General features: G+C 66.0%; 25 protein-coding genes and 1 tRNA gene. 16 read left to right on the forward strand and 10 right to left on the reverse strand.

Annotation, left to right across the window (positions count from 1 at the left end):
* Nucleotides 1–68: 68 nt before the first annotated feature.
* On the reverse strand, nucleotides 69–731 hold the full coding sequence (locus SI859A1_RS08870) for a hypothetical protein (protein ID WP_050767489.1): 663 nt from the start codon (nucleotides 729–731) through the stop codon (nucleotides 69–71).
* On the reverse strand, nucleotides 728–1,003 hold the full coding sequence (locus tag SI859A1_RS08875; protein ID WP_040325604.1) for a DUF3572 domain-containing protein: 276 nt from the start codon (nucleotides 1,001–1,003) through the stop codon (nucleotides 728–730). Before SI859A1_RS08875 ends, SI859A1_RS08870 begins: the two co-directional genes overlap by 4 nt.
* A 146-nt stretch (nucleotides 1,004–1,149) precedes the next feature.
* On the opposite strand from SI859A1_RS08875, the gene SI859A1_RS08880 reads away from it, so the two are divergent.
* Entirely contained in the window at nucleotides 1,150–1,521 is a 372-nt protein-coding gene (locus SI859A1_RS08880; protein WP_024350574.1) for a response regulator, read from the forward strand.
* Nucleotides 1,522–1,530: 9 nt separating this feature from the next.
* On the forward strand, nucleotides 1,531–2,895 hold the full coding sequence (locus SI859A1_RS08885) for a PleD family two-component system response regulator (protein WP_009209456.1): 1,365 nt from the start codon (nucleotides 1,531–1,533) through the stop codon (nucleotides 2,893–2,895).
* Between the two features lie 398 nt (nucleotides 2,896–3,293).
* Here SI859A1_RS08885 and SI859A1_RS08890 read toward each other — a convergent pair whose 3' ends face one another.
* From SI859A1_RS08890 to SI859A1_RS08900, 3 genes are all read right to left on the reverse strand, one after another.
* Nucleotides 3,294–4,205: a sensor domain-containing diguanylate cyclase gene (locus SI859A1_RS08890; protein ID WP_202797862.1), complete on the reverse strand. Its 912-nt coding sequence runs from the start codon at nucleotides 4,203–4,205 to the stop codon at nucleotides 3,294–3,296.
* Between the two features lie 383 nt (nucleotides 4,206–4,588).
* Complete coding sequence (locus tag SI859A1_RS08895) at nucleotides 4,589–5,041, reverse strand: YaiI/YqxD family protein (protein ID WP_009209458.1); 453 nt, start codon at nucleotides 5,039–5,041, stop codon at nucleotides 4,589–4,591.
* A 73-nt stretch (nucleotides 5,042–5,114) separates the two neighbouring features.
* Nucleotides 5,115–5,471, reverse strand: a complete 357-nt coding sequence (locus tag SI859A1_RS08900; RefSeq protein WP_040325606.1) for a helix-turn-helix domain-containing protein — start codon at nucleotides 5,469–5,471, stop codon at nucleotides 5,115–5,117.
* A 173-nt stretch (nucleotides 5,472–5,644) separates the two neighbouring features.
* Between SI859A1_RS08900 and SI859A1_RS08905 the strand changes: the two genes are divergently transcribed.
* Nucleotides 5,645–7,660 carry an acetyl-CoA carboxylase biotin carboxylase subunit gene (locus SI859A1_RS08905; protein WP_009209460.1) on the forward strand — a complete coding sequence of 672 codons (2,016 nt, stop codon included), beginning with the start codon at nucleotides 5,645–5,647 and terminating at the stop codon, nucleotides 7,658–7,660.
* Between the two features lie 54 nt (nucleotides 7,661–7,714).
* Nucleotides 7,715–7,990: an acylphosphatase gene (locus tag SI859A1_RS08910; protein ID WP_040325607.1), complete on the forward strand. Its 276-nt coding sequence runs from the start codon at nucleotides 7,715–7,717 to the stop codon at nucleotides 7,988–7,990.
* A gap of 126 nt (nucleotides 7,991–8,116) precedes the next feature.
* Here the strand turns inward: SI859A1_RS08910 and lipB are convergent, their stop codons facing one another.
* Nucleotides 8,117–8,869, reverse strand: a complete 753-nt coding sequence (lipB, locus tag SI859A1_RS08915) for a lipoyl(octanoyl) transferase LipB (protein WP_009209461.1) — start codon at nucleotides 8,867–8,869, stop codon at nucleotides 8,117–8,119.
* 168 nt (nucleotides 8,870–9,037) lie between these two features.
* On the opposite strand from lipB, the gene SI859A1_RS08920 reads away from it, so the two are divergent.
* From SI859A1_RS08920 to SI859A1_RS08930, 3 genes are all read left to right on the forward strand, one after another.
* Nucleotides 9,038–9,122, forward strand: a tRNA-Leu gene (locus SI859A1_RS08920).
* A 206-nt stretch (nucleotides 9,123–9,328) separates the two neighbouring features.
* Entirely contained in the window at nucleotides 9,329–10,741 is a 1,413-nt protein-coding gene (gene mgtE, locus SI859A1_RS08925; protein WP_009209462.1) for a magnesium transporter, read from the forward strand.
* Between the two features lie 114 nt (nucleotides 10,742–10,855).
* Nucleotides 10,856–11,257, forward strand: coding sequence for a MerR family transcriptional regulator (locus SI859A1_RS08930; RefSeq protein WP_009209463.1), 402 nt, complete (start codon nucleotides 10,856–10,858; stop codon nucleotides 11,255–11,257).
* Between the two features lie 12 nt (nucleotides 11,258–11,269).
* On the opposite strand, the gene SI859A1_RS08935 is transcribed toward SI859A1_RS08930, so the two are convergent.
* Nucleotides 11,270–12,232 (reverse strand): heparan-alpha-glucosaminide N-acetyltransferase, encoded by a 963-nt coding sequence (locus SI859A1_RS08935; RefSeq protein ID WP_009209464.1) that lies wholly within the window; start codon nucleotides 12,230–12,232, stop codon nucleotides 11,270–11,272.
* Between the two features lie 93 nt (nucleotides 12,233–12,325).
* On the opposite strand from SI859A1_RS08935, the gene SI859A1_RS08940 reads away from it, so the two are divergent.
* From SI859A1_RS08940 to SI859A1_RS08950, 3 genes are read left to right on the forward strand one after another with little or no spacing between them, the layout of a single operon-like run.
* Entirely contained in the window at nucleotides 12,326–13,156 is an 831-nt protein-coding gene (locus SI859A1_RS08940; protein ID WP_009209465.1) for an aldo/keto reductase, read from the forward strand.
* The gene (locus SI859A1_RS08945) at nucleotides 13,156–14,499 is read left to right on the forward strand and encodes a mechanosensitive ion channel family protein (protein WP_009209466.1); all 1,344 of its coding nucleotides are present in this window, start codon (nucleotides 13,156–13,158) and stop codon (nucleotides 14,497–14,499) included. The genes SI859A1_RS08940 and SI859A1_RS08945 overlap by 1 nt, the downstream gene beginning before the upstream one ends.
* A 17-nt stretch (nucleotides 14,500–14,516) precedes the next feature.
* Entirely contained in the window at nucleotides 14,517–15,308 is a 792-nt protein-coding gene (locus tag SI859A1_RS08950) for a YdcF family protein (protein WP_009209467.1), read from the forward strand.
* A gap of 16 nt (nucleotides 15,309–15,324) precedes the next feature.
* On the opposite strand, the gene SI859A1_RS08955 is transcribed toward SI859A1_RS08950, so the two are convergent.
* A complete protein-coding gene (locus SI859A1_RS08955) occupies nucleotides 15,325–16,008 on the reverse strand; it encodes a DUF599 domain-containing protein (protein ID WP_148233784.1) in 684 nt (227 codons plus the stop codon).
* 265 nt (nucleotides 16,009–16,273) lie between these two features.
* Here SI859A1_RS08955 and SI859A1_RS22280 point away from each other — a divergent pair, with 265 nt between their 5' ends.
* Together SI859A1_RS22280 and SI859A1_RS08960 are read left to right on the forward strand one after the other, a co-directional pair.
* A complete protein-coding gene (locus SI859A1_RS22280; RefSeq protein ID WP_266102132.1) occupies nucleotides 16,274–16,399 on the forward strand; it encodes a hypothetical protein in 126 nt (41 codons plus the stop codon).
* Between the two features lie 243 nt (nucleotides 16,400–16,642).
* Entirely contained in the window at nucleotides 16,643–17,080 is a 438-nt protein-coding gene (locus tag SI859A1_RS08960; RefSeq protein WP_009209470.1) for a DUF1489 family protein, read from the forward strand.
* 47 nt (nucleotides 17,081–17,127) lie between these two features.
* Here SI859A1_RS08960 and SI859A1_RS21420 read toward each other — a convergent pair whose 3' ends face one another.
* Nucleotides 17,128–17,397: a hypothetical protein gene (locus tag SI859A1_RS21420; protein WP_050767491.1), complete on the reverse strand. Its 270-nt coding sequence runs from the start codon at nucleotides 17,395–17,397 to the stop codon at nucleotides 17,128–17,130.
* A gap of 115 nt (nucleotides 17,398–17,512) precedes the next feature.
* A complete protein-coding gene (locus SI859A1_RS08970) occupies nucleotides 17,513–18,910 on the reverse strand; it encodes a D-alanyl-D-alanine carboxypeptidase (RefSeq protein ID WP_148233785.1) in 1,398 nt (465 codons plus the stop codon).
* Here SI859A1_RS08970 and SI859A1_RS21425 point away from each other — a divergent pair.
* The 4 genes from SI859A1_RS21425 (at nucleotide 18,887) to clpA (ending at nucleotide 22,815) form a co-directional block, all read left to right on the forward strand.
* A complete protein-coding gene (locus SI859A1_RS21425) occupies nucleotides 18,887–19,378 on the forward strand; it encodes a hypothetical protein (protein ID WP_148233786.1) in 492 nt (163 codons plus the stop codon). The genes SI859A1_RS08970 and SI859A1_RS21425 overlap by 24 nt on opposite strands.
* Nucleotides 19,365–19,760: a phasin family protein gene (locus SI859A1_RS08975; protein ID WP_040325611.1), complete on the forward strand. Its 396-nt coding sequence runs from the start codon at nucleotides 19,365–19,367 to the stop codon at nucleotides 19,758–19,760. Before SI859A1_RS21425 ends, SI859A1_RS08975 begins: the two co-directional genes overlap by 14 nt.
* A gap of 215 nt (nucleotides 19,761–19,975) precedes the next feature.
* Complete coding sequence (gene clpS / locus SI859A1_RS08980) at nucleotides 19,976–20,344, forward strand: ATP-dependent Clp protease adapter ClpS (RefSeq protein ID WP_009209473.1); 369 nt, start codon at nucleotides 19,976–19,978, stop codon at nucleotides 20,342–20,344.
* Nucleotides 20,345–20,352: 8 nt separating this feature from the next.
* Nucleotides 20,353–22,815 carry an ATP-dependent Clp protease ATP-binding subunit ClpA gene (clpA, locus tag SI859A1_RS08985; protein ID WP_009209474.1) on the forward strand — a complete coding sequence of 821 codons (2,463 nt, stop codon included), beginning with the start codon at nucleotides 20,353–20,355 and terminating at the stop codon, nucleotides 22,813–22,815.
* The last annotated feature ends 20 nt before the right edge of the window (nucleotides 22,816–22,835 follow it).

Consider the following 22,835-nt stretch of genomic DNA (forward strand, 5'->3'; position numbering starts at 1 on the left):
GGGATCGCGACGGTCAGTGCGCGCAGTGGCGTTCCGTTCCCACGCGGTGGACTGAGCCGGGCGGAAGCTCAGACGGCGGCGCCGAGAATTTCGTCGATGATGCCGCTCGCCTCCTGCCAATTGGTCGCGGCGCGGGCGCCGGTCGGCAGGGCCGGCAGATGCTGGCGGAAGACGTCGTTGGCCATGAGGTGGAGGAGATGGGTATCGGGCGCACTCTTGCGGACCGAGGCGAGATTGGGCGGCAGATCGTCGACGAAGATGCTGGTGCCGCGCCAGCGCTGGCGCAGTTCGGCGACGACGGCGCCCTTGGAGCGCTCGGTGGCGATCATCGGATAGGCAAGGCCCTCCCGATCGAGAAGGGCGCGGCGCACATCATAGTAGCTCGGTGTCATGGCCGTCAGGAACAGGATGTCGGTGCGGCGAGCCAGTTGGCGCAGCGTGTCGGACACGCCGGCGACGGGACGCTGGCGGGTTTCCTGCTCTTCGTAGAGCCGGACGGTCAGCTGGTCGAGTTCGTGGCCGGTGAGTGCGGTCCCGGTCGAGATCGAGCGCACATTGCCGGTCAGCTTGAAGCTCTCCGGGTGGAGACGCGCGCCGTGTTCCTCCAGCAGGGCCCCGAAGGGCGCGATGAACTCCAGCACCACCTCGTCGATGTCGAGGATCAGCAGCGAATCGCTTCGCTGCTCGAGACTGGCGATGGCCGGACCTGCGGTAACGAGGGGGCGGCTCATTCGGTCGGCTCGCCCGGACCGGCGAGCGCCTGCCGCGCGGCCACGACCCGGGCCGGATCGATCTCGGCATCCTCGGCGAAGGCGATGAGCGTCGGCTCGTGGCCGAGAATGAAGTCGAAGACGCCGAGCAGGAAGCCGGGGGAGGCGGCCACCTGGCGAATCGCGCCGATCTCGATGCCGGTCAGAGCAAGGAACCGGTCGAAGAGTTTCGGGTCGGCGGCAAGGAACGAGAGGGCCGTGACGGCGAGCGTCTCGGCCGCCGCCCGGTCCATTGCAGGCGCTCGCGCGCCGGTCCGCAACCATTTGTTATCGTTAAGAGATGGCAACCTGTCCATTCCCACTTCTTAAATCAAATCCGAGTAGAAGAGGCCATCGATAGCCGAAGCATGAGGGCTGGTCGAGGCAAGGAGTGCCGTCAATGGCGAAAACCGTGATGATCGTCGAGGACAACGAGCTGAACATGAAGCTCTTCCGCGATCTGGTCGAGGCGCACGGCTATCGGACGGTCCAGACCCGTAGCGGGCTGACCGCCACGGAGCTGGCCCGCGAACATCGACCCGACCTGATCCTGATGGACATCCAGCTGCCGGAGATTTCCGGGCTGGACGTGACCCGTCAGCTCAAGGAGGACCCCGAGCTGTTTCGCATCCCCGTGATCGCCGTCACCGCCTTCGCGATGAAGGGCGACGAGGAACGGATCCGCCAGGGGGGCTGCGAAGCCTATATTTCCAAGCCGATCTCCGTGACCAAGTTCATCGAGACGATCCGCTCGTTTCTCGGCGACGCCTGAGGAGTTGTCATGACCGCACGGATCCTGATCGTCGACGACCTCGAGATCAATCTCCGGGTCCTGGAAGCGCGCCTGACGGCCGAATATTACGACGTGGTGACCGCCACCAGCGGGGCCGCCGCGCTGGAGATCTGCCGCAACCAGAGCATCGACCTCGTTCTTCTTGACGTGATGATGCCGGAGATGGACGGTTTCGAGGTATGCCGGCTGATGAAGAACGATCCGGAGATGATGCATCTTCCGATCGTCCTGATCACGGCGCTGGACCAGCCGTCCGACCGTGTGGCGGGGCTGGAAGCCGGCGCCGATGATTTTCTGACCAAGCCCGTTCGGGATCTGCCGCTGTTTTCGCGCGTGCGCAGCCTGACGCGGCTGAAGCTGACCACTGACGAACTGCGCCGGCGCGCCGAGACCGCGGCCAGCCTGGTGAGCCGGGACGATGGGGGCGGCGGCGTCTTTCCGCCATCGACGCGGCTGGCCCTCTTCGCCGACAGTGCCGACGAGGTGCGTCGCCTGCAGAAGCATCTCAAGGGAATCGCGACCGTCGAGGTCACCGACGACGCAGCGGCCATGCTGGCGGCTGCCACCGCCGGCCAGGTGGACGTCATCCTCGTCGATCTGGCGGCCAGCGCGGGCGATCCGCTGCGTCTCGTCTCGCAGTTCCGATCCAATGCGGCGACCCGCCATCTGCCGGTCATCGGCATTGCGGCCGCCGGCGACGATGTCGGCGCGGCCAAGGCCCTGGAACTCGGCGCCAACGACTATCTGCAGCGGCCGCTCGACCGCAACGAGCTGGTCGCGCGCATCCGCACGCAGCTCCGCCGCCGTCGCTACGACGATTGCCTGCGGCGCTCCGTCGAGGAGACGCTCGCCATGGCGCTGTCCGATCCGCTGACGGGGCTGCACAACCGGCGTTTCATGGAAACGCATCTGGACAAGGCGGTGGTGCGGGCGCGCGAGACCGGGGTCGGCTTTTCCGTGCTGATGGCGGATATCGACCATTTCAAGCGCATCAATGACGGCTGGGGCCATGGGGCCGGGGACCTGGTGCTCAAGGACTTCGCCCGGCGGCTCAGCGGCTCCCTGCGGGCCAGCGATCTCGCCTGTCGGTTCGGCGGCGAGGAATTCGCCGTGCTGATGATCGGCGCCGACGAGACCACCGCAATGGCGGTGGCCGACCGGATCCGACGGAGCGTGTGCGACCTGCCGTTCCAGATTGCCGGCGAACTTCTGACGGTGACGGTCAGCGAAGGGCTCGCGGTCTTCGACGCGAGGCGTGACAATGCCGCCACGCTGATCGAACGGGCCGACCAGGCGCTGTACGAAGCCAAGCGCGATGGGCGGAACCGGGTCGGGCTGGCGAAAGCGGCCTGAGTCGGGCTACGCGACGCTTTGCGGCGGGCACGGCCTCCACGAAGCGCAGCGGCGCAGGCGTCTTAACCAATGTTTAAAACTTCATGCGCGGTGAGCATGTGATGTCGTTGCATTTGGCGAGGTTCTGGGCGAACCTGCGTTTACACCGAAGGTCAAGGGGTTAGCCCGGCATCTTCGCAGTTACCCCATGGAATGCTCAGGTCCGCCGCATCTCCTGGGTCCCGTGGGGCGGTCGGTCGGTCAAGTGCAATGGCGGTTTCCTCGTACCGTCGCACGAAGACCGGCCGGCCACTTTCGTGTCTGGTCAGGGACCGTCTCTCTTCATCTGGAAATCTTTTGTCATGCGATTTGCGCGATGCGGTCGCGCGGGTCGATGATGCTCGCAGACTGTCTCGGCCTCAGGCGGCGATCTCGGTTTCGCCGATGATGATTCGGTCGCGGCCGAGCTGCTTGGCGCGGTAGAGCGAGGCGTCGGCGGCGGCGATGAGCGCGTCGGGCGTGACGGAGCGATCGCTGCGGCAGGCCGCGCCGATGCTCAGCGAGACCAAGGGCGGGCAGGACGGGCACGGATGCTCGATCGCCGCCCGCTTCAGGGCCGCGAGGATCCGCCGGGCAACCGCAAGGGCGATCTGCATATCGGCATGGGGCAGGATCACCGCGAATTCCTCGCCGCCGTATCGGGCCACCAGATCACATTCCTGCCGGGTCTCCGAGACGATGAGATCGGCGATGCGCCGCAGGCATTCGTCGCCGCGCTGATGGCCGAGGGCATCGTTGTAGGGCTTGAAGTGATCGATATCGATCATCAGCAGCGACAGATGCGCCGGGTGCTGCCATTCGGCGGCCAGCCGCTGGTCGAACATGCGGCGATTGGCGACGCCGGTGAGCCCGTCCTGGCTGGCGAGAGTCTCGAGCGCGGTCTGGGCTTCCTTCTGGGAGGTGATGTCGCGCAGGGTTTCGACGACGGCGATCAGAGAGCCGCTCGGCGAATAGATCGGGCCTGCGTCGATCGCCAGATAGCGGCGGGCGCCGCATTGCGGCAGGACGCACCAGTTCTCCGCGGACAGCGCGCCATGCTGGTAGGTTTCGCTGCGATTGGCCAGATAGAGTTTGTCGACCAGATCGTCCTCGCCATTGAGGACGAGATCGGCGAGGCACGGACGGGCGCTCTCGTAGAAGCCGCTCCAGTGCAGCTTGGTCCCGATCACCTCCGCGGCGCGGACTCCGGTCAGCCGCTCACAGGCGCGATTCCAGATCGTGACATGTCCGCTGGCATCCAGGACGAAGGTGGGAACAACCAGGTGTTCCATCAACTGGACGGCGAACCCTTGCTCGCGATACTCCAACATTATGATCTACACCAATTTTTCGTGCCCCTGAAACTTCCGTAAAGGGAAGATAGTGGCCCTTTCCTAACGAGCGGTAACCAACTTGTTCGAATATAAAGATTCCTGACGAATTAATTGTTCTGCACAATACTTTTGCAATGCAGCAAGTCTGCGGCCTGCCACGTTGCAGGCAGAATGCGCCCTTGTCTCGCCATCCGCTTGAGTTTGAAGCAAATTTGAAAGAAACGCCGCCGGTTTTCGTGGCTATTCTCATTGCCAGGCCGGGGATGGTTGGCGTTGCCGCAACCCGTTGACAGGGCAGGCGGTTCGCACGCGGAACTTGCGGGCGCGATTGTCGCTTCGCGTCAGTTGCGGACGGGCGGCCGTCGCAGGATCTGGTCGAGGCTCTGCAGAAAGCGGGAGCGGTCGGCGTTGGTGAAGGAGGCGTTGTAGCCCTTGCTCTCGCCGGTCTCGCGCAGATGCTGCTTGAAGGCGCGCATCGACAGCGCCGTGCCGATCGACTCGGGCGTGAATTCGCGGCCGGTGGGCCCGAGGGCGGCGGCGCTCTTCTCCAGGGCGCGCGCCGCGAGCGGAATGTCGGCGGTGACAACAACGTCGCCGGCCTCGATCGCCTCAACGATCCAGTCGTCCGCGGCGTCGGGGCCCTCGGGCACCGTCACGATCCGCGCGTCGGGATAGCGGGACGGGCGCATGCCGCCATTCGACACCAGCACGGCTTCGGCGCCGTAGCGCCCGGCGACCTCGATGGCTTCGTCCTTGACCGGACAGGCGTCGGCGTCGATCAGCACCTTGATCATCGGGACAGGGATCCGCGGGAGGACATCTGCGCGGCGCCGCAGGGGGTCGCTCGTTGCGACGGGGAGACGGCCGTCATGCGGATGCGCCCGCCATGGCGGCTTCCAGCCGGGCGATCTCACGATCGAGCACATCGCGCCGGGCGCGCAGATTGTCCAGCCGGGCGGCCATGCCGTTCTCGTCGAGATCGACGGTGTCGGGAACCTCGCCATAGCCGCCGAGCAGCCAGGCCGGGCTGACGCCGAGGATGCCGGAGAGAGTGATCAGGCGGTTGGCCCGCGGCTCGGACCGGTCGCGCTCCCAGCCGCGCATGGTCTCCGGCTTCACGCCGAGACGCGCCGCGAGTTCGGCGGTGGTGATGCCCAGCGATTCGCGGCCGCGCTGTATGCGCCCGCCCATCGTGTCGCCATCCATCTGCATGATATCCGTCATCGGGCCCTTGCTTCCTTCCTGGCGCGGTTCGCATCCGGACCCGTCGCAGCGCTGCCGCCCGCAGGCGAGGTCCGCGGCGCGGACGGGGCCATGCGGCTTGCAGTCGGACGGCCCAGAGGTCAAAACGGACGCGATTGCAGGATGCACGATCTGTTCCGGAGTAGCACCCCATCATGTTCAAGAAGATTCTGGTCGCCAATCGCGGTGAGATCGCCTGCCGGGTCATCAAGACGGCGCGGGCGATGAACATCGCCACCGTGGCGGTCTATTCCGATGCGGATCGCCGTGCGGTCCATGTGGGGATGGCCGACGAGGCCGTGCATGTGGGCCCGTCGCCGGCCGGCGAGAGCTATCTCGTCGCCGAGAAAATCCTGGAGGCCTGCCGCGCCACCGGCGCCGAAGCGGTGCATCCGGGCTACGGCTTCCTGTCCGAGCGGGCCAGCTTCTGCGAACTCCTCGAGGAGAACGGCATCGTCTTCATCGGCCCCAAGCCGAAGGCGATCCGGGCGATGGGCGACAAGATCGAATCGAAGCTCTTCGCCGAGAAGGCCGGCGTGAACATCGTCCCCGGCCATATGGGGATCATCGAGGATCCGGCCGAGGCGGTGCGGATTGCCGGCGAGATCGGCTACCCGGTGATGATCAAGGCGTCTGCCGGTGGCGGCGGCAAGGGCATGCGGATCGCCTGGAACGACGCCGAATGCCGCGACGGTTTCGACCGGGCGCGATCGGAGGCAAGCTCCTCGTTCGGCGACGACCGCGTCTTCATCGAGAAGTTCATCGTCGATCCGCGCCATATCGAGATCCAGGTGCTGGCTGATTCCCATGGCAACGCGATCCATCTGGGCGAGCGGGAATGCTCGATCCAGCGGCGCAACCAGAAGGTCGTGGAGGAGGCGCCGTCGCCCTATCTCGACGCCGAGACGCGGCGCGCCATGGGCGAGCAGGCGGTCGCACTGGCCCAGGCCGTCGATTACCAGAGCGCCGGCACGGTGGAGTTCATCGTCGATGCGGAGCGCAATTTCTACTTCCTCGAAATGAACACCCGGCTGCAGGTCGAGCATCCGGTAACCGAACTCGTCACCGGGATCGACCTCGTCGAGCAGATGATCCGCGTTGCGGCGGGCGAGACGCTGCAGATCGCGCAGGACGCGGTGCGGCTGGAGGGCTGGGCCGTCGAGAGTCGGATCTACGCGGAAGACCCGTTCCGCGGCTTCCTGCCGTCGATCGGGCGTCTGGCCCGCTACCGGCCGCCGCAGGAGGGGCCGCTCGGCGACGCCACCGTGCGCAACGACACCGGCGTCACCGAGGGCTCCGAGATCGCCATGTTCTACGATCCGATGATCGCCAAGCTCTGTACCCACGCGGCGACGCGCGAGGCGGCGATCGACGCGATGAGCGTCGCGCTGTCGCGTTTCGAGATCGAGGGCATCGAACACAACATTCCGTTCCTCGCTGCGCTGATGGAGCATCCGCGCTGGCGCGAGGGCCGGTTGTCGACGGCGTTCATCGCCGAGGAATATCCCGACGGCTTCGCGCGGCCGACCCCTTCGGCGGAAACGCTTCGCCGGGCAGCGCTGGTGGCCACCACCATCGAGATGGCGCGCAAGGCCCGGCTCGACAGGCACATTGATCGTCTGCGGGTCCATTCCGGTGCCATCCAGCGCGACTGGGTTGCCAAGATCGACGGCGAATATCTGGCGGTGACCGTCGTGCCGGAGGCCGGTACCGCGGGTGGACCGGTGCAGTACCGCATGAGCGTCGATGGCGCCGAATGGGTGCTCGCGACCGACTACGAGCCGGGCCAGTCGCCCTGGATCGGGACGCTCGACGGTGTGGAACTCGCCGCACAGGTGCGTTCGCGCGAGAACGTGACGGCGATCTTCGTCGACGGGTTGTGGGTCGAGGCCAAGGTCCTGTCGCCGGCCATTGCCGAGCTCGACCGGCTGATGCCGGAGAAGACGCCGCCGGACACCTCGAAGATGCTGCTCTGCCCGATGCCGGGCCTCGTCGTCTCGATCGCCGTCTCGGAGGGGCAGGAGGTCAAGGCCGGCGAGACGCTGGCCGTCGTCGAGGCGATGAAGATGGAGAACATCCTGCGCGCCGAGCGCGACGCGACGGTGACCAGGCTGAACGCCAAGCCAGGCGACAGCCTCGCCGTCGACGCGGTCATCATGGAGTTCGAGTAGGGCCGGTTTTTCGGCCGGAGATTGCCCTGATCCGCAAGCACTGACGAGGCGCCCATGACATCCGTTCACGTAACCGTCGTCGGCGGGGTCCAGGGCGTCGGCTACCGCGCCTGGTGCCGGGACGAGGCGGTGCGGCGTGGCCTGTCCGGCTGGGTCCGCAACCGCCCGTCGGGCGACGTCGAAGCCGTCATTGCCGGCGAGCCCGCGATCGTCGACGACATGCTGGCGGCTCTGTGGACGGGGCCGTCCAGCGCATCCGTGTCATCGATCGATGTTGCGGAGAGCGATGAGGCGCCGGACGGAGAATTCACTGTGCGCGCGACGGCGTAGGGCAGGGGCGTTCGAACGTATTCCGGTGGTCCGGCAGGATGTCGTCACGTTGCCGCGTTGGTCGTGGCGGTGGCTGTGGCTGTGGTTTGGCATGGGTCCTCGGAAGCGCGCCAGACGCCCCAATGCCTAGCGCTGCGCGTTCGCCGTGTCCCCGAACACCGCATCGAACTGCGCGCGCAGCATCGTGTCGACCTCCGGCATGGAGACGAGAATGCCGAGATCGGCGAGGCTGGTGATGCCGTGGCCGCGAATGCCGCAAGGCACGATGCCGGTGAAGTGGTCGAGGTCGGGGTCGACGTTCAGCGAAATGCCGTGGAAGGTCACCCAGCGGCGCACCCGGATGCCGATGGCGGCGATCTTGTCCTCGGCGATTGTGCCATCGGCAGCGGGCGGGCGCTCCGGCCGTTGCACCCAGACGCCGACGCGGTCCTCGCGGCGCTCGCCGCGGACCTGGAAACCGTCGAGCGTGCCGATGATCCAGGCTTCCAGCGCGGCGACGAAGGCGCGGACATCCTCGCGGCGGCGCTTCAGGTCGAGCAGCACATAGGCCACACGTTGGCCGGGGCCGTGATAGGTGTATTCGCCGCCGCGCCCGGCCTTGAACACGGGAAACCGCCGGGCATCGACGAGATCGTCATCATGGGCGCCGGTGCCGGCGGTATAAAGCGGCGGATGTTCGACCAGGAGCACGGTCTCGGGCGCCGTGCCTGCCGCGATCTCGGCAACCCGGCGTTCCATCATCTCCAGCGCGTCCGGATAGGGTAGAAGACCGTCGACGACGCGCCATTCGACCGGGCCCGATCCGGGCCGGGCGGCAAATCGGCGGGTCGTGGTGGCAAGGCGGGGGATCGCCGGCGGGGCTTCGGAAGAGGTCGTCATGGCTGCTATGTAGCGGCTCGGAGAGGGCGCGAAAAGCAGGCCCGGGGCGGCGACCTGCGACGATCCGACAAATGCCGGTGTCGCGATAGGAAAAGCCCTTGTGCGGGTCCGCGACTCTTGTTACATGCCCGCCACCGACGGCATTACCGGCCCTCGGTTACACGGCGTGCGGTCGTGGCGGAATTGGTAGACGCGCAGCGTTGAGGTCGCTGTGGGGCAACCCGTGGAAGTTCGAGTCTTCTCGACCGCACCAGCCTTCTCTCGACAATCGGACAGTCATGCGGCTTCGCCGCCCCGGTCTGCGACGCCCTCGGTCGCGACCTGACGACTGGTTTCGTTTGCGGCACTCGTCGGAATGCCTGCCGCTGGCGGCTTCCGAATGACGGACATTTCCTCTAGACGCGTCTCGACCGTCCCTGCCGACGGGTTTCTCTGGTAACCCCAAGAATCGGAGGGTGCATGGCTGACACACAGCTCACAAGCGATGTGCCCGAGGCCGTGGCACCGTCGGGCGTCTACGATGCGGATGGTTTCGTCGACGGGGCGTTTCTCGAACGCGTCGAAGCGGCCATCGAGGGCGAGAACCCCGCCTATCTGCGCGAGGAAGTCGGCCGGCTGCACGAATCCGAGCTCGGCGACCTCCTCGAAGCGCTCGACAACGACGCCCGGCAGTCGCTCGTCCGGCTCATGGGCGACGAGTTCGACTACACCGCGCTCACCGAGGTGGACGAGGCGATCCGCCTGTCCATCGTCGACGCGATGCCGAACGCCCAGGTGGCCGAGGCGCTGCGCGAGCTGGATTCCGACGACGCCGTCTACATCCTGGAGGATCTGGACGAGGAGGACCGCAAGGAAATCCTCGACCGGCTGCCGTTTCGCGAACGCATCCGGCTGCGGCGCTCGCTGGAATACCCCGAGGAATCGGCCGGCCGGCGCATGCAGACGGAATTCGTCGCGGTGCCGCCGTTCTGGACCGTCGGCCAGACCATCGACTACATGCGCGACGAGGAGGAGCTTCCCGAATCCTTCGCGCAGATCTTCGTCATCGATCCCAGCTTCAAGCTGCAGGGCGCCGTCGATCTCGACCGCATCCTGCGGGCCAAGCGGCCGGAGAAGATCGAAGACATCATGCACGAGACGCGGCATGCGATCCCGGCCGAGATGGACCAGGAAGAAGCCGCCCAGATCATCGAGCAGTACGATCTCCTGTCGGCCGCGGTCGTCGACGAGAACGAGCGTCTCGTCGGCATCCTGACCATCGACGACGTCATCGACATCCTGCAGCAGGAAGCCGACGAGGACATCAAGCGCCTCGGCGGTGTCGGCGACGAAGAGATTTCCGATACGGTGCTGACGGCGGCACGGTCGCGCTTCTCCTGGCTGCTGATCAACCTGGCGACGGCAATCCTGGCGTCCTGCGTCATCGGCCTGTTCGACGCCACGATCGAGCAGATGGTGGCCTTGGCGATCCTGATGCCCATCGTCGCCTCGATGGGCGGCAATGCCGGCACCCAGACCATGACGGTCGCGGTGCGCGCGCTCGCGGCACGCGACATCGACCTCTACAATGCCGGCCGGATCATCCGACGCGAGGCGTTGGTGGGGCTCCTCAACGGTGTGCTCTTCGCCCTGATCATCGGGCTCGTCGCCGCCGTCTGGTTCGAAAGCGCCGGGCTCGGCGGGGTGATCGCGGTCGCCATGGTGGTCAACATGATGGCCGCCGCGCTCGCCGGTATTCTGATTCCGTTGGTTCTCGACCGGTTCGGCGCCGATCCGGCGATCGCGTCGGGTACCTTCGTGACCACCGTCACAGACGTGGTGGGATTTTTCGCCTTTCTTGGGCTGGCCGCCTTCTGGTTCGGCCTCGGCTGACGTCAGAGATGCCCCAGGTCAGGTAACCATGGGGCAGTTCCCGGATTGACTTTTACGTAAATCTGGCGGCATGCATCACCCTGGGGGCGCCGACCGAGGGATACGGAACGTCGAATGCGAGACTATTACACGATCACGGAGCTCACCCGTGAGTTCGGCATTTCGACGCGGACGATCCGCTTCTACGAGGACGAGGGGCTGCTGGCGCCGATCCGTCGCGGGCGTACCCGGCTCTTCCGGCATTCCGACCGCCAGCTCCTGAAGAACATCCTGCGCGGCAAGCGCCTCGGCTTCTCAATCGCGGAAATCCGCGAAATCATGAGCATGTACAAGAGCCCGCCCGGTGAGGCGGGCCAGCTCAAGGCGATCATCGGGCGGGTCAGCGACAAGCGGCGCGAGCTCGAGCAGAAGCGCCGCGACATCGAGGACCTGCTGCGCGAGCTCGACGCCGCCGAGGAAGCCTGCCTTACCCGCATGGCCGAGCTGGGCGTCGGCCAGAGCGTGCGAACCGGCTGATTGTGCCTCCGGTCACTCCGACCGGAACGAACACTCGCGGGTCACGTCGCGGATGGCCGTCATCTGCGTCTCGCTCGGATCGCCGCCCATCAACACATCGAACAGGTCCCGACGCTGCAATTCGCGTTCGGCGCAGCCGCAATAGCGTTCGCAAAAGGCCGCGTCGCGCTCGGCGATGCAGGAGCGCTGGCAGTCGGCACGGAAGACCGCGGTGCGATCGGCCGGCGCGATCTGGGCGAAGACGAAGACCAGCCCGAACAGGATCGGCTGGTGCAAGAGGTAGAACAGCAGCGAGTGGCGTCCGATCGCAGCCAGCGGCGAAAACGGCGCCAGACCCGGATTCCACGTGCGCATGCGCGCCACCCAACCGTGGTCGACGGCCAGCCGCGCGGCGGCGATCCCGGCGAGCACCGCACCGAAGAACGGGAACATCGGCACGAAGTCGTTGGAGAGCGGCGGGGTCTGGAACAGGCCGATCCAGTTGAGCCATTTCGGATCGAGCAGCGGCGTCGCGACGAAGCTGCGCAGGGCAACGACCGCGATGGCCAGCGCCGCCGTGACGAACCAGGGCAACCGCAGGAAAAGCAGGCCCAGCACGCTGGCGACCGCGATGTGGTGCAGGATGCCGAAATAGACGAAGCTGTTGGGTGTCGCGAAGTACGTTGCCACGGTGATGGCGAGCGCGCCGGCCACGACCTGCAGCAGGCGCTTGCCGACGGGCTGCCAGCGAATGCCGCGGCCATTGGCCAGCACCAGGCTGACGCCGACCAGGAACAGGAAGGACGATGCGATGGCGCGCGCGAAGATGCGCCAGCCGCCATGGCCCGTCAGCCCGCGCTCGACATAATTGAAGAACTCCAGATCCCAGGTGAAGTGGTAGATCACCATCGCGAACAGCGCGACGGCGCGTGCGATGTCGATGATGTCGATGCGCCCGCGGCTGACGGGCGGGTTGTCTATCTGGCTCACGCGCATTCCTTGACGCTGGACACACTAGCCGTCCGCCTATCTTTCAGGACGGACAGCGGCCGGAGCGACCCGGCACGCCGCAATCCGGAAAGGCAGTTCATGAAGATCATCGAGGCAGGCGGAGCCCGCATCCCCGCAATCGGATTTGGCACATTTACACTCGAAGGCCAGACTTGCGTCGATATGGTGGCAAAGGCCATCGATGCCGGTTACCGCCATATCGATACCGCCCGCATGTACGGGAACGAAAAGGAGGTCGGCGCCGGCATCGCGGCCAGCGGGATCGCCCGCGAGGAGCTGTTTGTGACCTCCAAGATCTGGTGGACGGATATCGCCGAGGACAAGCTGATGGACAGCGCCCGGGCGGCGGTGGACGCGATCGGTCAGGGTCCGGTCGACCTCCTGCTGATTCATTGGCCCAACACCGACGTGCCGCTGGAAGAATCGATCGGTGCGCTGAACGCGACGATCGGCGAGGGGCTCACTCGCCATATCGGCGTCGCCAATTTCACCAGCGCGATGGTGGACGAGGCGGCCGCCATGTCCTCGGCGCCGCTGGTCTGCAATCAGGTGGAGTATCATCCCTATCTCAGCCAGGAGAACATCCTCGCGGCCTGCCGCCGCCACGACATGGCGATGATCGCCTATTCGCCGATCGGCAAGGGCGGCGAACTGCTGGCCGATCCGGTCATCACCGAAGCGGCAAAGGCCCACGGCAAGAGCCCCGCACAGATCGTCTTGCGCTGGGAGGTCGAGCAGGACATCGTCGGCGCGATCCCGCGCACGAGCACGCCGGAGCGGCTCAGCGAGAATCTCGACATCTTCGATTTCGAGCTGACCGAGACCGAGCGGACGGCGCTGAACCAGCTGACCCTGCAGCGCAAACGCCTGATCGATCCCTCCTTCGCACCCCACTGGGACCGCGCCTGATGGATGAGGCGGCGCTGCGGCGGACTGGCGCGTCGCTCGCCGACTGGGCGGGCGATGCGCTCGGCTTCTTCTACGAGCCGTCATCGCTGTTCCAGATCGCCGTCGTCGTCGCCTGCCTCGGCCTTGCCTGGGTGCTTGATCGCCTGACCCGCGAACCGATCGAGGTTCAAGCCCGCAGGATCAAGGGCGCGCCCCGGATTCTGCGGCTGGTCGCCGCCGTGCGCCGCCGCATGGGGTTGATCTTCTTCGTGCTGCTTCTGTGGCTGGCCACCCGGATCGATATGGCGGCCGGCGGGCCGCGCTCGCAGATCATCGCCGTCATCTTCGACCTGTCGCTGGCCTATCTGGTGATCGCCGTCGCCTCGCGCATCGTGCGCAACCGGCTCCTGGCCCGGCTGATCACCATTGTCGCCTCGATACTCGCCGGGCTCTCGATCCTCGACCTTCTGGAACCTGTGGCCACTGTCCTGGAGGATTCGGCGATCACCGTCGGCCAGAGCCGGATCTCGGCGCTGCTGGTGATCAAGGCGATCGCGGTGATCGGCATCACGCTGTGGCTCGCCTCGGTCGCCGGCAACTTTCTCGACACCCGCGTCCAGCGCAATCAGGAATTGACGCCGACCCTCAGGGTGCTGATCGGCAAGTTCCTGAAGATCGGCCTCATCCTGGTGGCGCTGGCCATCGCGCTTGCCTCGATCGGCGTCGACCTGACAGCGCTGACCGTTCTGTCGGGTGCCATCGGCGTCGGGCTTGGCTTCGGCCTGCAGAAGGTCGTCTCGAACTTCATCTCGGGAATCATCATTCTCCTCGATCGCTCGATCAAGCCGGGCGATACGATCTCGCTGGACGATACCTTCGGCTGGATCCGCGAATTGCGGGCGCGCTTCGTCTCGGTGGTGACCCGCGACGGCCGCGAATATCTGATCCCGAACGAGGACTTCATCACCAACCAGGTGATCAACTGGTCGTTTTCGAACGACCTGGTGCGGATCGATGTGGAGTTCGGCGTCGCCTATGACAGCGATCCGCATGCGGTGATCCAGATCGCCAAGGAGGCCGCGGAGAGCTGCAATCGCGTGGTGTCCCACAAGCCGGCGGTCTGCTGGATGACCGGCTTCGGGGCGTCGTCGATCGACTTCGTCGTGCGGTTCTGGATCCGCGATCCGCAGGCCGGCCTCACCAATGTCAGGGGTGACGTGCTGCTGGCGCTGTGGGATGCCTTCAAGGCGAACGGCATCGCCATCCCGTTTCCGCATCGAGAGATCCTCATGCGCACGCCGGTCGTCGTGCAGACGGAGCCGCCCGAGGACGCGCCGGTGCCCGCGCGCCAGGATCAGAGCTGACCGGAGAGGGCCCGCCATTGTTCTTCTATGCCGCCAAGATCGGCTGGTTCGTGCTGCAGCCGCTGGCGGCCATCCTGCTTGTCGCCATTCTCGGGCTTTTGGCCGGCTGGCTCGGCCGGCCACGAATCGCGGCAGGTCTGTTTGTGCTGGCGACAGCGACGCTGGCGGTGTGCAGCCTGACGCCGCTGGGCCTCGTGATGACGGCGGTGCTGGAGGACCGGTTTCCCCGTCCCGACCTGCCGCCGGCGATCGACGGGATCATCGTCCTCGGCGGAGCCTTCGACACGCGGGTGGCGCGCACGCGGGGCATGAACGAGCTGAATGACGCTGCCGACCGGGTTACGGCGGGCATGGAACTGGCACAGCGCTATCCGAAGGCGAAGCTGCTGTTCAGCGGCGGCGTCGCGGCGCTTCTGGAAGAGGACATTCCCGAGACCGAGGCCGCCGAGGCGCTCTACAGGGGGCTGGGGCTCGCGCCGGACCGCCTACTTCTCGACGGGCGGGCGCGCGACACCTTCGAGAACGCCGTCTTCGCCAAGGAGCTTGCGCAGCCGAAGCCGGGCGAGGTGTGGGTGCTGGTCACCTCGGCGTCGCACATGCCGCGTGCCGTCGGCTGCTTCCGCGTCGCCGGCTTCGACATCGTCCCCTATCCGGTCGATTACCGCACGCCGTCGGGGCCGGCGCTGTGGCGACCCTCCAGCACGACGACCCGCAACCTGGAAAAGGTCCACTTCGCCATTCGCGAATATCTGGGGCTCGTCGCCTACCGCCTGAGCGGACGCACCGACGCGCTGTTTCCGGCGCCCTGAGGCGGCAGCGGTCCGCTTAATCCAACAACGCCCGGCGGGCGTTCGACATGAACTGCCGGTGGGCGAGAATCACCACGACAAGGATCGTCGCGGCGACGAGAGCCGTCGGGCCGAGAAACCAGCCGAGATAGGCGATGGCGAAGAAGACCGCGCGCAGTCCGGAGTTGAAGTGCTTGCCGGCGAGCTGGTTCAGCCGCGTGGCCTTGGCGAGGGCCCGCTCCGCGGCGTCCGGGTCGAGATCGGCTTCCGCGCGCATGGGAATCGCGCCGATCAGGATCGAGCAATAGTTGAACAGCCGGTAGGCCCAGCCGAACTTGAAGAAGGCATAGGCGAAGATCGTCACGAGGCCGAGCAGCTTGATCTCCACCAGCGCACGGTCGAGCCGGGCATGGAAGGGCAGTTCGGCGGAGATGGTGGCAATCTGGTCGGCCGAGCTGAACAGGGCGAAGCAACCGCCGATGGCGAAGATGCAGGCGGAGGCGAAGAAGGCGGTGCCCTGCTGGAGCCCGGCCATGATCGCCGTATCGATCATCCGCAGATCGCGCAGCAGCATCACCTGCATCCAGCATTCGCGCTGCCGGTTCATCGCCTGGGACAGGCCGCGGGCCGCCAGCGGCCCGTGCTCCGTCACGATATTGTAGACGAGCCACACCGCCAGAAAGAATGCGAGTGCGGCGCCGTCCCCCGTATCGATTGTCACAATGCCTCGCCCCGCTTGGCCCTCCGCGGTTAGGGCCGGATTTCCATGAGGTTTTCATAGCGCGGCAACGGGACGCAGGCCAGATGGCGCGCCACACGCCGGCTTCAGTCCGGGACAAGGTTGCCGTGGAACATAGCAGCCATGAGGAAATATGCATCGCACCCGCCTTGTGGCGTCATCGCTTAACGGATATTTAAGAGCTGCAGCCGCTGGACGGGGGTCATGACCGGTTCGCAAGCCATCTCGATTCAGGATATTCAGTTACATGGATGACAGCGTGCGCAAGTCGTGCTGGGGCGTGACCGTATGGACGGTCGCGATCTTCTCTACGCTCCTCGTTCTCGGTTTCCTCTTCACGGTTCCCGAGACCGTCGCCATCGCCGCCAGCTGACCGAACCGGTCGGCGCCAGGCGCCCACCGACGCAGACCTTTTCCCGACAGATCCGTTCCGCTTCGCTTCGGCACGTCAGTGCCGGGCCGTCTTTGGCCTTGCCGACGCTTTCGTTCGGCACCGCCGGGCGGGGTGTGGCGTGTCGGCGTCTCGCCCGGAATCCGTCCCGCGGCGGCCCGAGGTCGCAGGTGTGGACGCCCGATCCGGCTTGACGCGGTGGGCCGTTTGCTTCGAGAAGCACCCATGCCTTTGCATCTGATCAAGCTGTGCGTCGGAATCGGCAGCGTCGAGGAACTCGAGGAGCATGTCGCCGCGCGTCTCGATGCGGCGCGTCTTCAGGGGCGGCCTGCCGAACAGGCGCATGTGACGCGCATGGTTCCCAAGCGGGTGGACGAACTGCTCGATGGCGGGTCGCTCTACTGGGTGATCAAGGGCCAGATCCAGGTCCGGCAGCCGCTCGTCGCCGTCACACCGTTCAAGGATGCCGAAGGCGTCGGGCGTTGCCGGCTCGTTCTGGAGCCGACTTTCGTGCGGACCGCCCGCCAGCCGCGCCGCCCGTTTCAGGGCTGGCGCTACCTGACGCCCGACGACGTGCCCCGGGACATCGGAACCGGAGATGCGGCCGAGGGCGATCTGCCGGTGGACATGCAGCGCGAGCTCATCGAGCTCGGACTGTTCTGAGGCGCCCCCGAAACCGAGCTGTCGCCTGATGCTCCGATCGTCCGTCTTCAGCCGAAGCGCATGTGGATCGCCGTGTGCCCCTCGGGCGCGATGGTCCTGATCCGCGTGTAGGCGATCGGCTGGGAGGCCCGCCAGGCGCGGGCGCCATGGGACAGAAGCAGCCCCACGAGATCCTTTGCCTTCAGCCGCGAACGGCCGTCGCGGGCTTCGCCGAGGCGCAGTGCGGCCTGCTGCAGCGGGTGGGGATTGGCGGCCCGCGCGCTGCCGGCGAAGGCGAGCGTGTTGGCGAAGCTGGCTGCCTGGTGCTCGGTCGTCATGCTGGAACCCTTCCTACGCGATACATCTTAGGGTCCGTCTGAACGGACGGGCTGGTCGGTCGCACGGCGGCGACAAGGAGGTCGGCGGCCCGGAACAAGGGCCGCCGGACCGGTGTCAGTTGGCGACGGCGTAGCAGCTGTACGAGCTGCGCTTGAGCGCGGCACAGGCCGACCAGGCCTGGTCCTTGCTGGCAAATCCGGCGAAGCGGGCGCGGTAGAGCGTCTGCGAACCGCTCTTCACCGTCTCGGTGAAGGGCTCGGCATCCGCCAGCTCGCCGCCGACCTTGCGCTTGGCGGTGGCCAGCATCTCCATGGCGGCATCGGCTTCCGGCGTGGCGGCGATTTGGACCACCCAGGGGGAGGTCGGCGTGCGAACGGTCTGCGAGACGCTGGCAACCTTTATTGCACCGGTCGTCGAGGGATCGAGATCGCGGCCACCCGGGACGGCTGCCGGCGGCAGGCGGACGCCGGCGCTGGGCACGCGGCTGGCGGCCGGGATCGGCATGCGCACAGACGGACGCTCGGCGACGAGAGCCGCCTTCAGGGCGTCACGGCCGACGATCGGACGCGACTGCGGCTGGACCATGCGGGCCACGGCCGGGGCGGCCTCGGAGCCGTAGGCCATTGCGATGCGCTGGTCGATCTCGGTCATGGCCGGGCGGGAATCGGGAACCGGGCCCTGCTTGGGAAGCGCGGCGACGATGGCCGGGCTGGCCGAGCGGGCGGCGAGCAACATGCCGGCATCGCGGGTGCTGGCCTTCGGCAGATAGCGCGTAAGCAACTCGACCATGTGATCGTCGCGCGAACGACCGGAGCGACCGCCCATGACCACGGCGACGAGGCTCTTGCCGTCCCGTTCGATCGAGGTGACGAGGTTGAAGCCAGAGGCGTTGATGTAGCCGGTCTTGATGCCGTCGACGCCCTTCACCCGGCCCAGGACCCGGTTGTGGTTGCCGAGCCGGCGGCCACGGAAGCTGTAGGAGCGGGTCGAGAAGATCTTGTAATATTCCGGAAAATGCTCGCGCAGGGCGATGCCGAGGGTCGCCATGTCCCGGGCCGTGGTCTTCTGCTCGGAATCCGGCAGGCCGTTGGCATTGCGGAAGGTGGTCTTCGGCATGCCGATCTGACGCGCCTTGGCGGTCATGCGGGCGGCAAAGGCCGATTCGGAGCCGGCCTGGAACTCGCCCAGCACCACGGCCGCGTCATTGGCCGACTTGGTGACCAGCGAATAGACAGCCTCCTCGACGGTGAGGGTCGAGCCGGCCTTCAGGCCGATCTTCGACGGCGGACGCGCGGCCGCATAGGCCGAGACCGGCATTTTGTCGCTCATCGAGATCCGACCGCTCTTCAGCGCGTCGAAGGTCATGTAGAGCGTCATCATCTTGGTGAGCGACGCGGGGTAGCGGTACTCGTCGGCCCGGTCGTTGTAGAGGACCTGGCCATTGTTGGCGTCGATCACGAAGCCGGCATATTTGTCGTTGGCTTCGACATGACCGACCGCGGACAGCAGCATGCCGGCGCCGATGGCGACGACGCCTGCGAACCTGCTCAGCGTTCTGGCGGCGGTGGTGAGGCGGGGGAACGGGTTACGCACGCAGCAACTCTCTGGCTCGGGCAATGGGCGAGGAAGCCGGTCGATATCGTCGCAGCGCTTGGAAAGGCCGTGCAATATCAGCAGACAACTCCCTCGGGTGTCGATCCGCAGATTAATGCCGGCGGGCTTACCAATCGGTTTATGGTTGCCGGACCGTTCCCATCCCGGATCGAAATTTCTCGTACCCTGCCAATCGAAACGGGCAGGAGTGAGGTGAATTTCCGTATGGGAAGCGTGCGGCGCGGCATTCCGCTTGAATTTTATTGTGCAGTGCAATATCTTCGGGCGGGGCGCAGCTCAGGGCACCGGTCGAGCCGGCACTTCCTGCTGAATGGACGTCCTTCCAGAAGCCACCAATCCGAGGGAAATCCAGATGAACGCATATGAAGATGCCAGCAAGTTCTCGAAGGACGCGATGGACAGCGCGCTGAAGTCGGTGTCGGCCATGACCAGGGGATTCCAGCAGGTCGCGTCGGAAACGTCCGAATTCGCCAAGCGCGCCTATGAGCAGCAGACCGAGTTCATGGAGAAGCTCTTCCAGGTGCGTTCGCCGGACAAGGCCATCGCGCTCCAGAGCGAATACGCCAAGACCGCCTATCAGGGCTGGGTCAGCCAGGCGACGCGCATGGGCGAAATCTGCACCGACGTCGCCAAGGAGACCTACAAGCCGTTCGAGCAGTCGCTCGCGACGCTGTCGGCCGCCGGGACGTCCGTGGCAACCAAGCCGGCCGCTGCCGCCAAGCAGGCCGCCGAGACCAAGGCTGCCTGATCAGCGCCTCGGTTGTCCCGCGGCCACGGGTACCACATATTCGGTACGAGGAAAAGCCCGGCTCTCCCGCCGGGCTTTTTCATGTCCGGGCCGTGCCTAGGGGCGGGCAGGGACGAGACGCCGCACGATGATGCTTTGTCATGCCCGCGTTGCGTCTTAAAATCCGTGCCACGGCACATACATACAGAGCGATGACGAAGGTGGTTGAATTGAGCATGCACGCGTTTCCCGGCAACGGCGCTCCTGCCGTGCGGTCCCAGGCCGGGAAGGACGACGATCAGGTCCCCGATCGCGGGACCGAGGTCATCACGCGAACGAAACCCAAAACCCAGAAGCCGAGCCTTTACAGAGTGCTCCTTCTGAACGACGATTACACTCCGATGGAGTTCGTCATCCACGTCCTCGAGCGGTTCTTCCAGAAGGACCGCGAGGCAGCCACCAGAATCATGTTGCATGTGCACAACCACGGCGTTGGCGAATGCGGAGTGTTCACCTACGAGGTCGCCGAGACCAAGGTGACCCAGGTCATGGACTTCGCCCGCCAGCACCAGCATCCGCTGCAATGCGTGATGGAAAAGAACTGAGGTGAAGCTTGCCGACATTTTCGCAAAGCCTTGAGAAGTCGCTGCACTCTGCCCTGACGCTCGCAAACGACCGGCAACAGGAATTTGCGACGCTGGAGCATCTGCTGCTGGCGCTTCTCGACGACAAGGACGCGGCGGCGGTGATGCAGGGATGCAGTGTCGACCTCGACATCCTGCGCCGCAATCTGACGACCTACATCGACAGCGAACTCTCAAACCTCGTCACCGGACATGACGAGGATTCCAAGCCGACGGCCGGATTCCACCGGGTGATCCAGCGCGCGGTGATCCATGTCCAGTCGTCGGGCCGCGAAGAGGTGACCGGCGCCAACGTGCTCGTGGCGATCTTCGCCGAGCGCGAGAGCCATGCTGCTTATTTCCTGCAGGAGCAGGAGATGACGCGCTACGATGCGGTGAACTTCATATCGCACGGAATCTCCAAGCGCCCCGGCGCCTCCGAGACCAGACCGCTGCGCGGCGCCGAGGATGAGCAGTCGACAGTGGGACAGGATGACGAGGGCAAGCGCAAGAACGCCCCTGATGCGCTCACGGCCTATTGCAGCAATCTCAACGAGAAGGCGCGCAACGGGAAGATCGATCCGCTGATCGGGCGGGCCGAGGAGATCAACCGCACGATCCAGGTGCTGTGTCGCCGGTCCAAGAACAACCCGCTCTATGTGGGTGATCCGGGCGTCGGCAAGACGGCGATCGCGGAAGGGCTCGCCAAGCGCGTCGTCGAAGGCGACGTGCCCGACGTCCTGGCCGACGCGACGATCTTCGCGCTCGACATGGGCACGCTGCTCGCCGGCACCCGCTATCGCGGCGATTTCGAAGAGCGGCTGAAGCAGGTGATGAAGGAGCTCGAGGAATATCCGGGCGCCGTCCTGTTCATCGACGAGATCCACACGGTGATCGGCGCAGGCGCCACCTCGGGCGGCGCGATGGACGCGTCGAACCTGTTGAAGCCGGCGCTGTCCTCCGGGGCGATCCGCTGCATCGGCTCGACCACCTACAAGGAGTACCGGCAGTTCTTCGAGAAGGACCGGGCGCTGGTGCGCCGGTTCCAGAAGATCGACGTCAAGGAGCCGTCCATCGACGACGCCGTGTCGATCCTGAAGGGCCTGAAGCCCTATTTCGAGGATTTCCACCGGGTCAAATACACCAACGAGGCGATCAAGTCGGCAGTCGAGTTGTCGGCCCGCTTCATCAACGACCGCAAGCTGCCGGACAAGGCGATCGACGTGATCGACGAGACCGGTGCGTCGCAGATGCTGCTGGCGGCCGGCAAGCGGAAGAAGCAGATCGGCGTCAAGGAGATCGAGGCGACCATCGCCACCATGGCGCGGATTCCGCCCAAGGCCGTCTCCAAGGACGATGCCGAGGTGCTGGAGCATCTCGACGCCCAGCTCAAGCGGGTCGTCTACGGCCAGGATGCCGCTATCGGCAGCCTTGCCTCGGCGATCAAGCTGGCCCGTGCCGGCCTGCGCGAGCCGGACAAGCCGATCGGCTCCTACCTGTTCTCCGGCCCGACCGGCGTCGGCAAGACCGAGGTGGCCCGCCAGCTTGCGGCGGCCCTCGGGGTCGAGCTGCTCCGCTTCGACATGTCGGAATACATGGAGCGGCACACCGTCTCGCGGCTGATCGGCGCGCCTCCGGGCTATGTCGGCTTCGACCAGGGCGGCCTGCTGACCGATGGCGTCGACCAGCATCCGCATTGCGTGCTGCTGCTGGACGAGGTCGAGAAGGCGCATCCGGATCTGTTCAACATCCTCCTGCAGGTGATGGACCACGGCAAGCTGACCGATCACAACGGCAAGCAGATCGATTTCCGGAATGTCATCCTGATCATGACGACCAATGCCGGTGCGTCGGAGATGGCCAAGGCGACGATCGGCTTCGGTCACTCCAAGCGCACCGGGGCCGACGAGGAGGCGATCAACCGCCTGTTCACGCCGGAATTCCGCAACCGTCTCGATGCGACGATCCCGTTCGGCCCGCTGCCGACGCCGGTCATCCACCAGGTGGTGCAGAAGTTCGTCATGCAGCTCGAGGCGCAGCTGTCCGAACGCGGCGTGACCTTCGAACTGTCGGAGGACGCGATCACGTGGCTCGCCGACAAGGGCTACGACGAGGCGATGGGCGCGCGGCCCCTGGGCCGGGTGATCCAGGAGCACATCAAGAAGCCGCTGGCCGACGAGGTGCTCTTCGGCAAGCTGAAGCACGGTGGCACGGTGAAGGTGTCCGTCGTCGATGGCGAGGATGGCGCCAGGGCGCTGCATCTGGAAGCCCTTGCCGACGAACTGCCGCCGAAGCCCAAGAAGCCCGCAGCCAGGAAGCGTGCCAAGGTGGCGCCGGACGGCTCGGACATCGAGGACGACGAGCCGGCGGGCGTTGCGCCTGAGGCAGGCTCCACGGGGTCTGCCGCAAAGCGGGCAGGCACCGTTCCCAAGGTCCCGCGCAAGTCGCGCTGATCGAAACAGAAAGGGCCGTC

This window comes from Aurantimonas manganoxydans SI85-9A1, from assembly GCF_000153465.1.
GTDB classification, from domain to species: domain Bacteria; phylum Pseudomonadota; class Alphaproteobacteria; order Rhizobiales; family Rhizobiaceae; genus Aurantimonas; species Aurantimonas manganoxydans.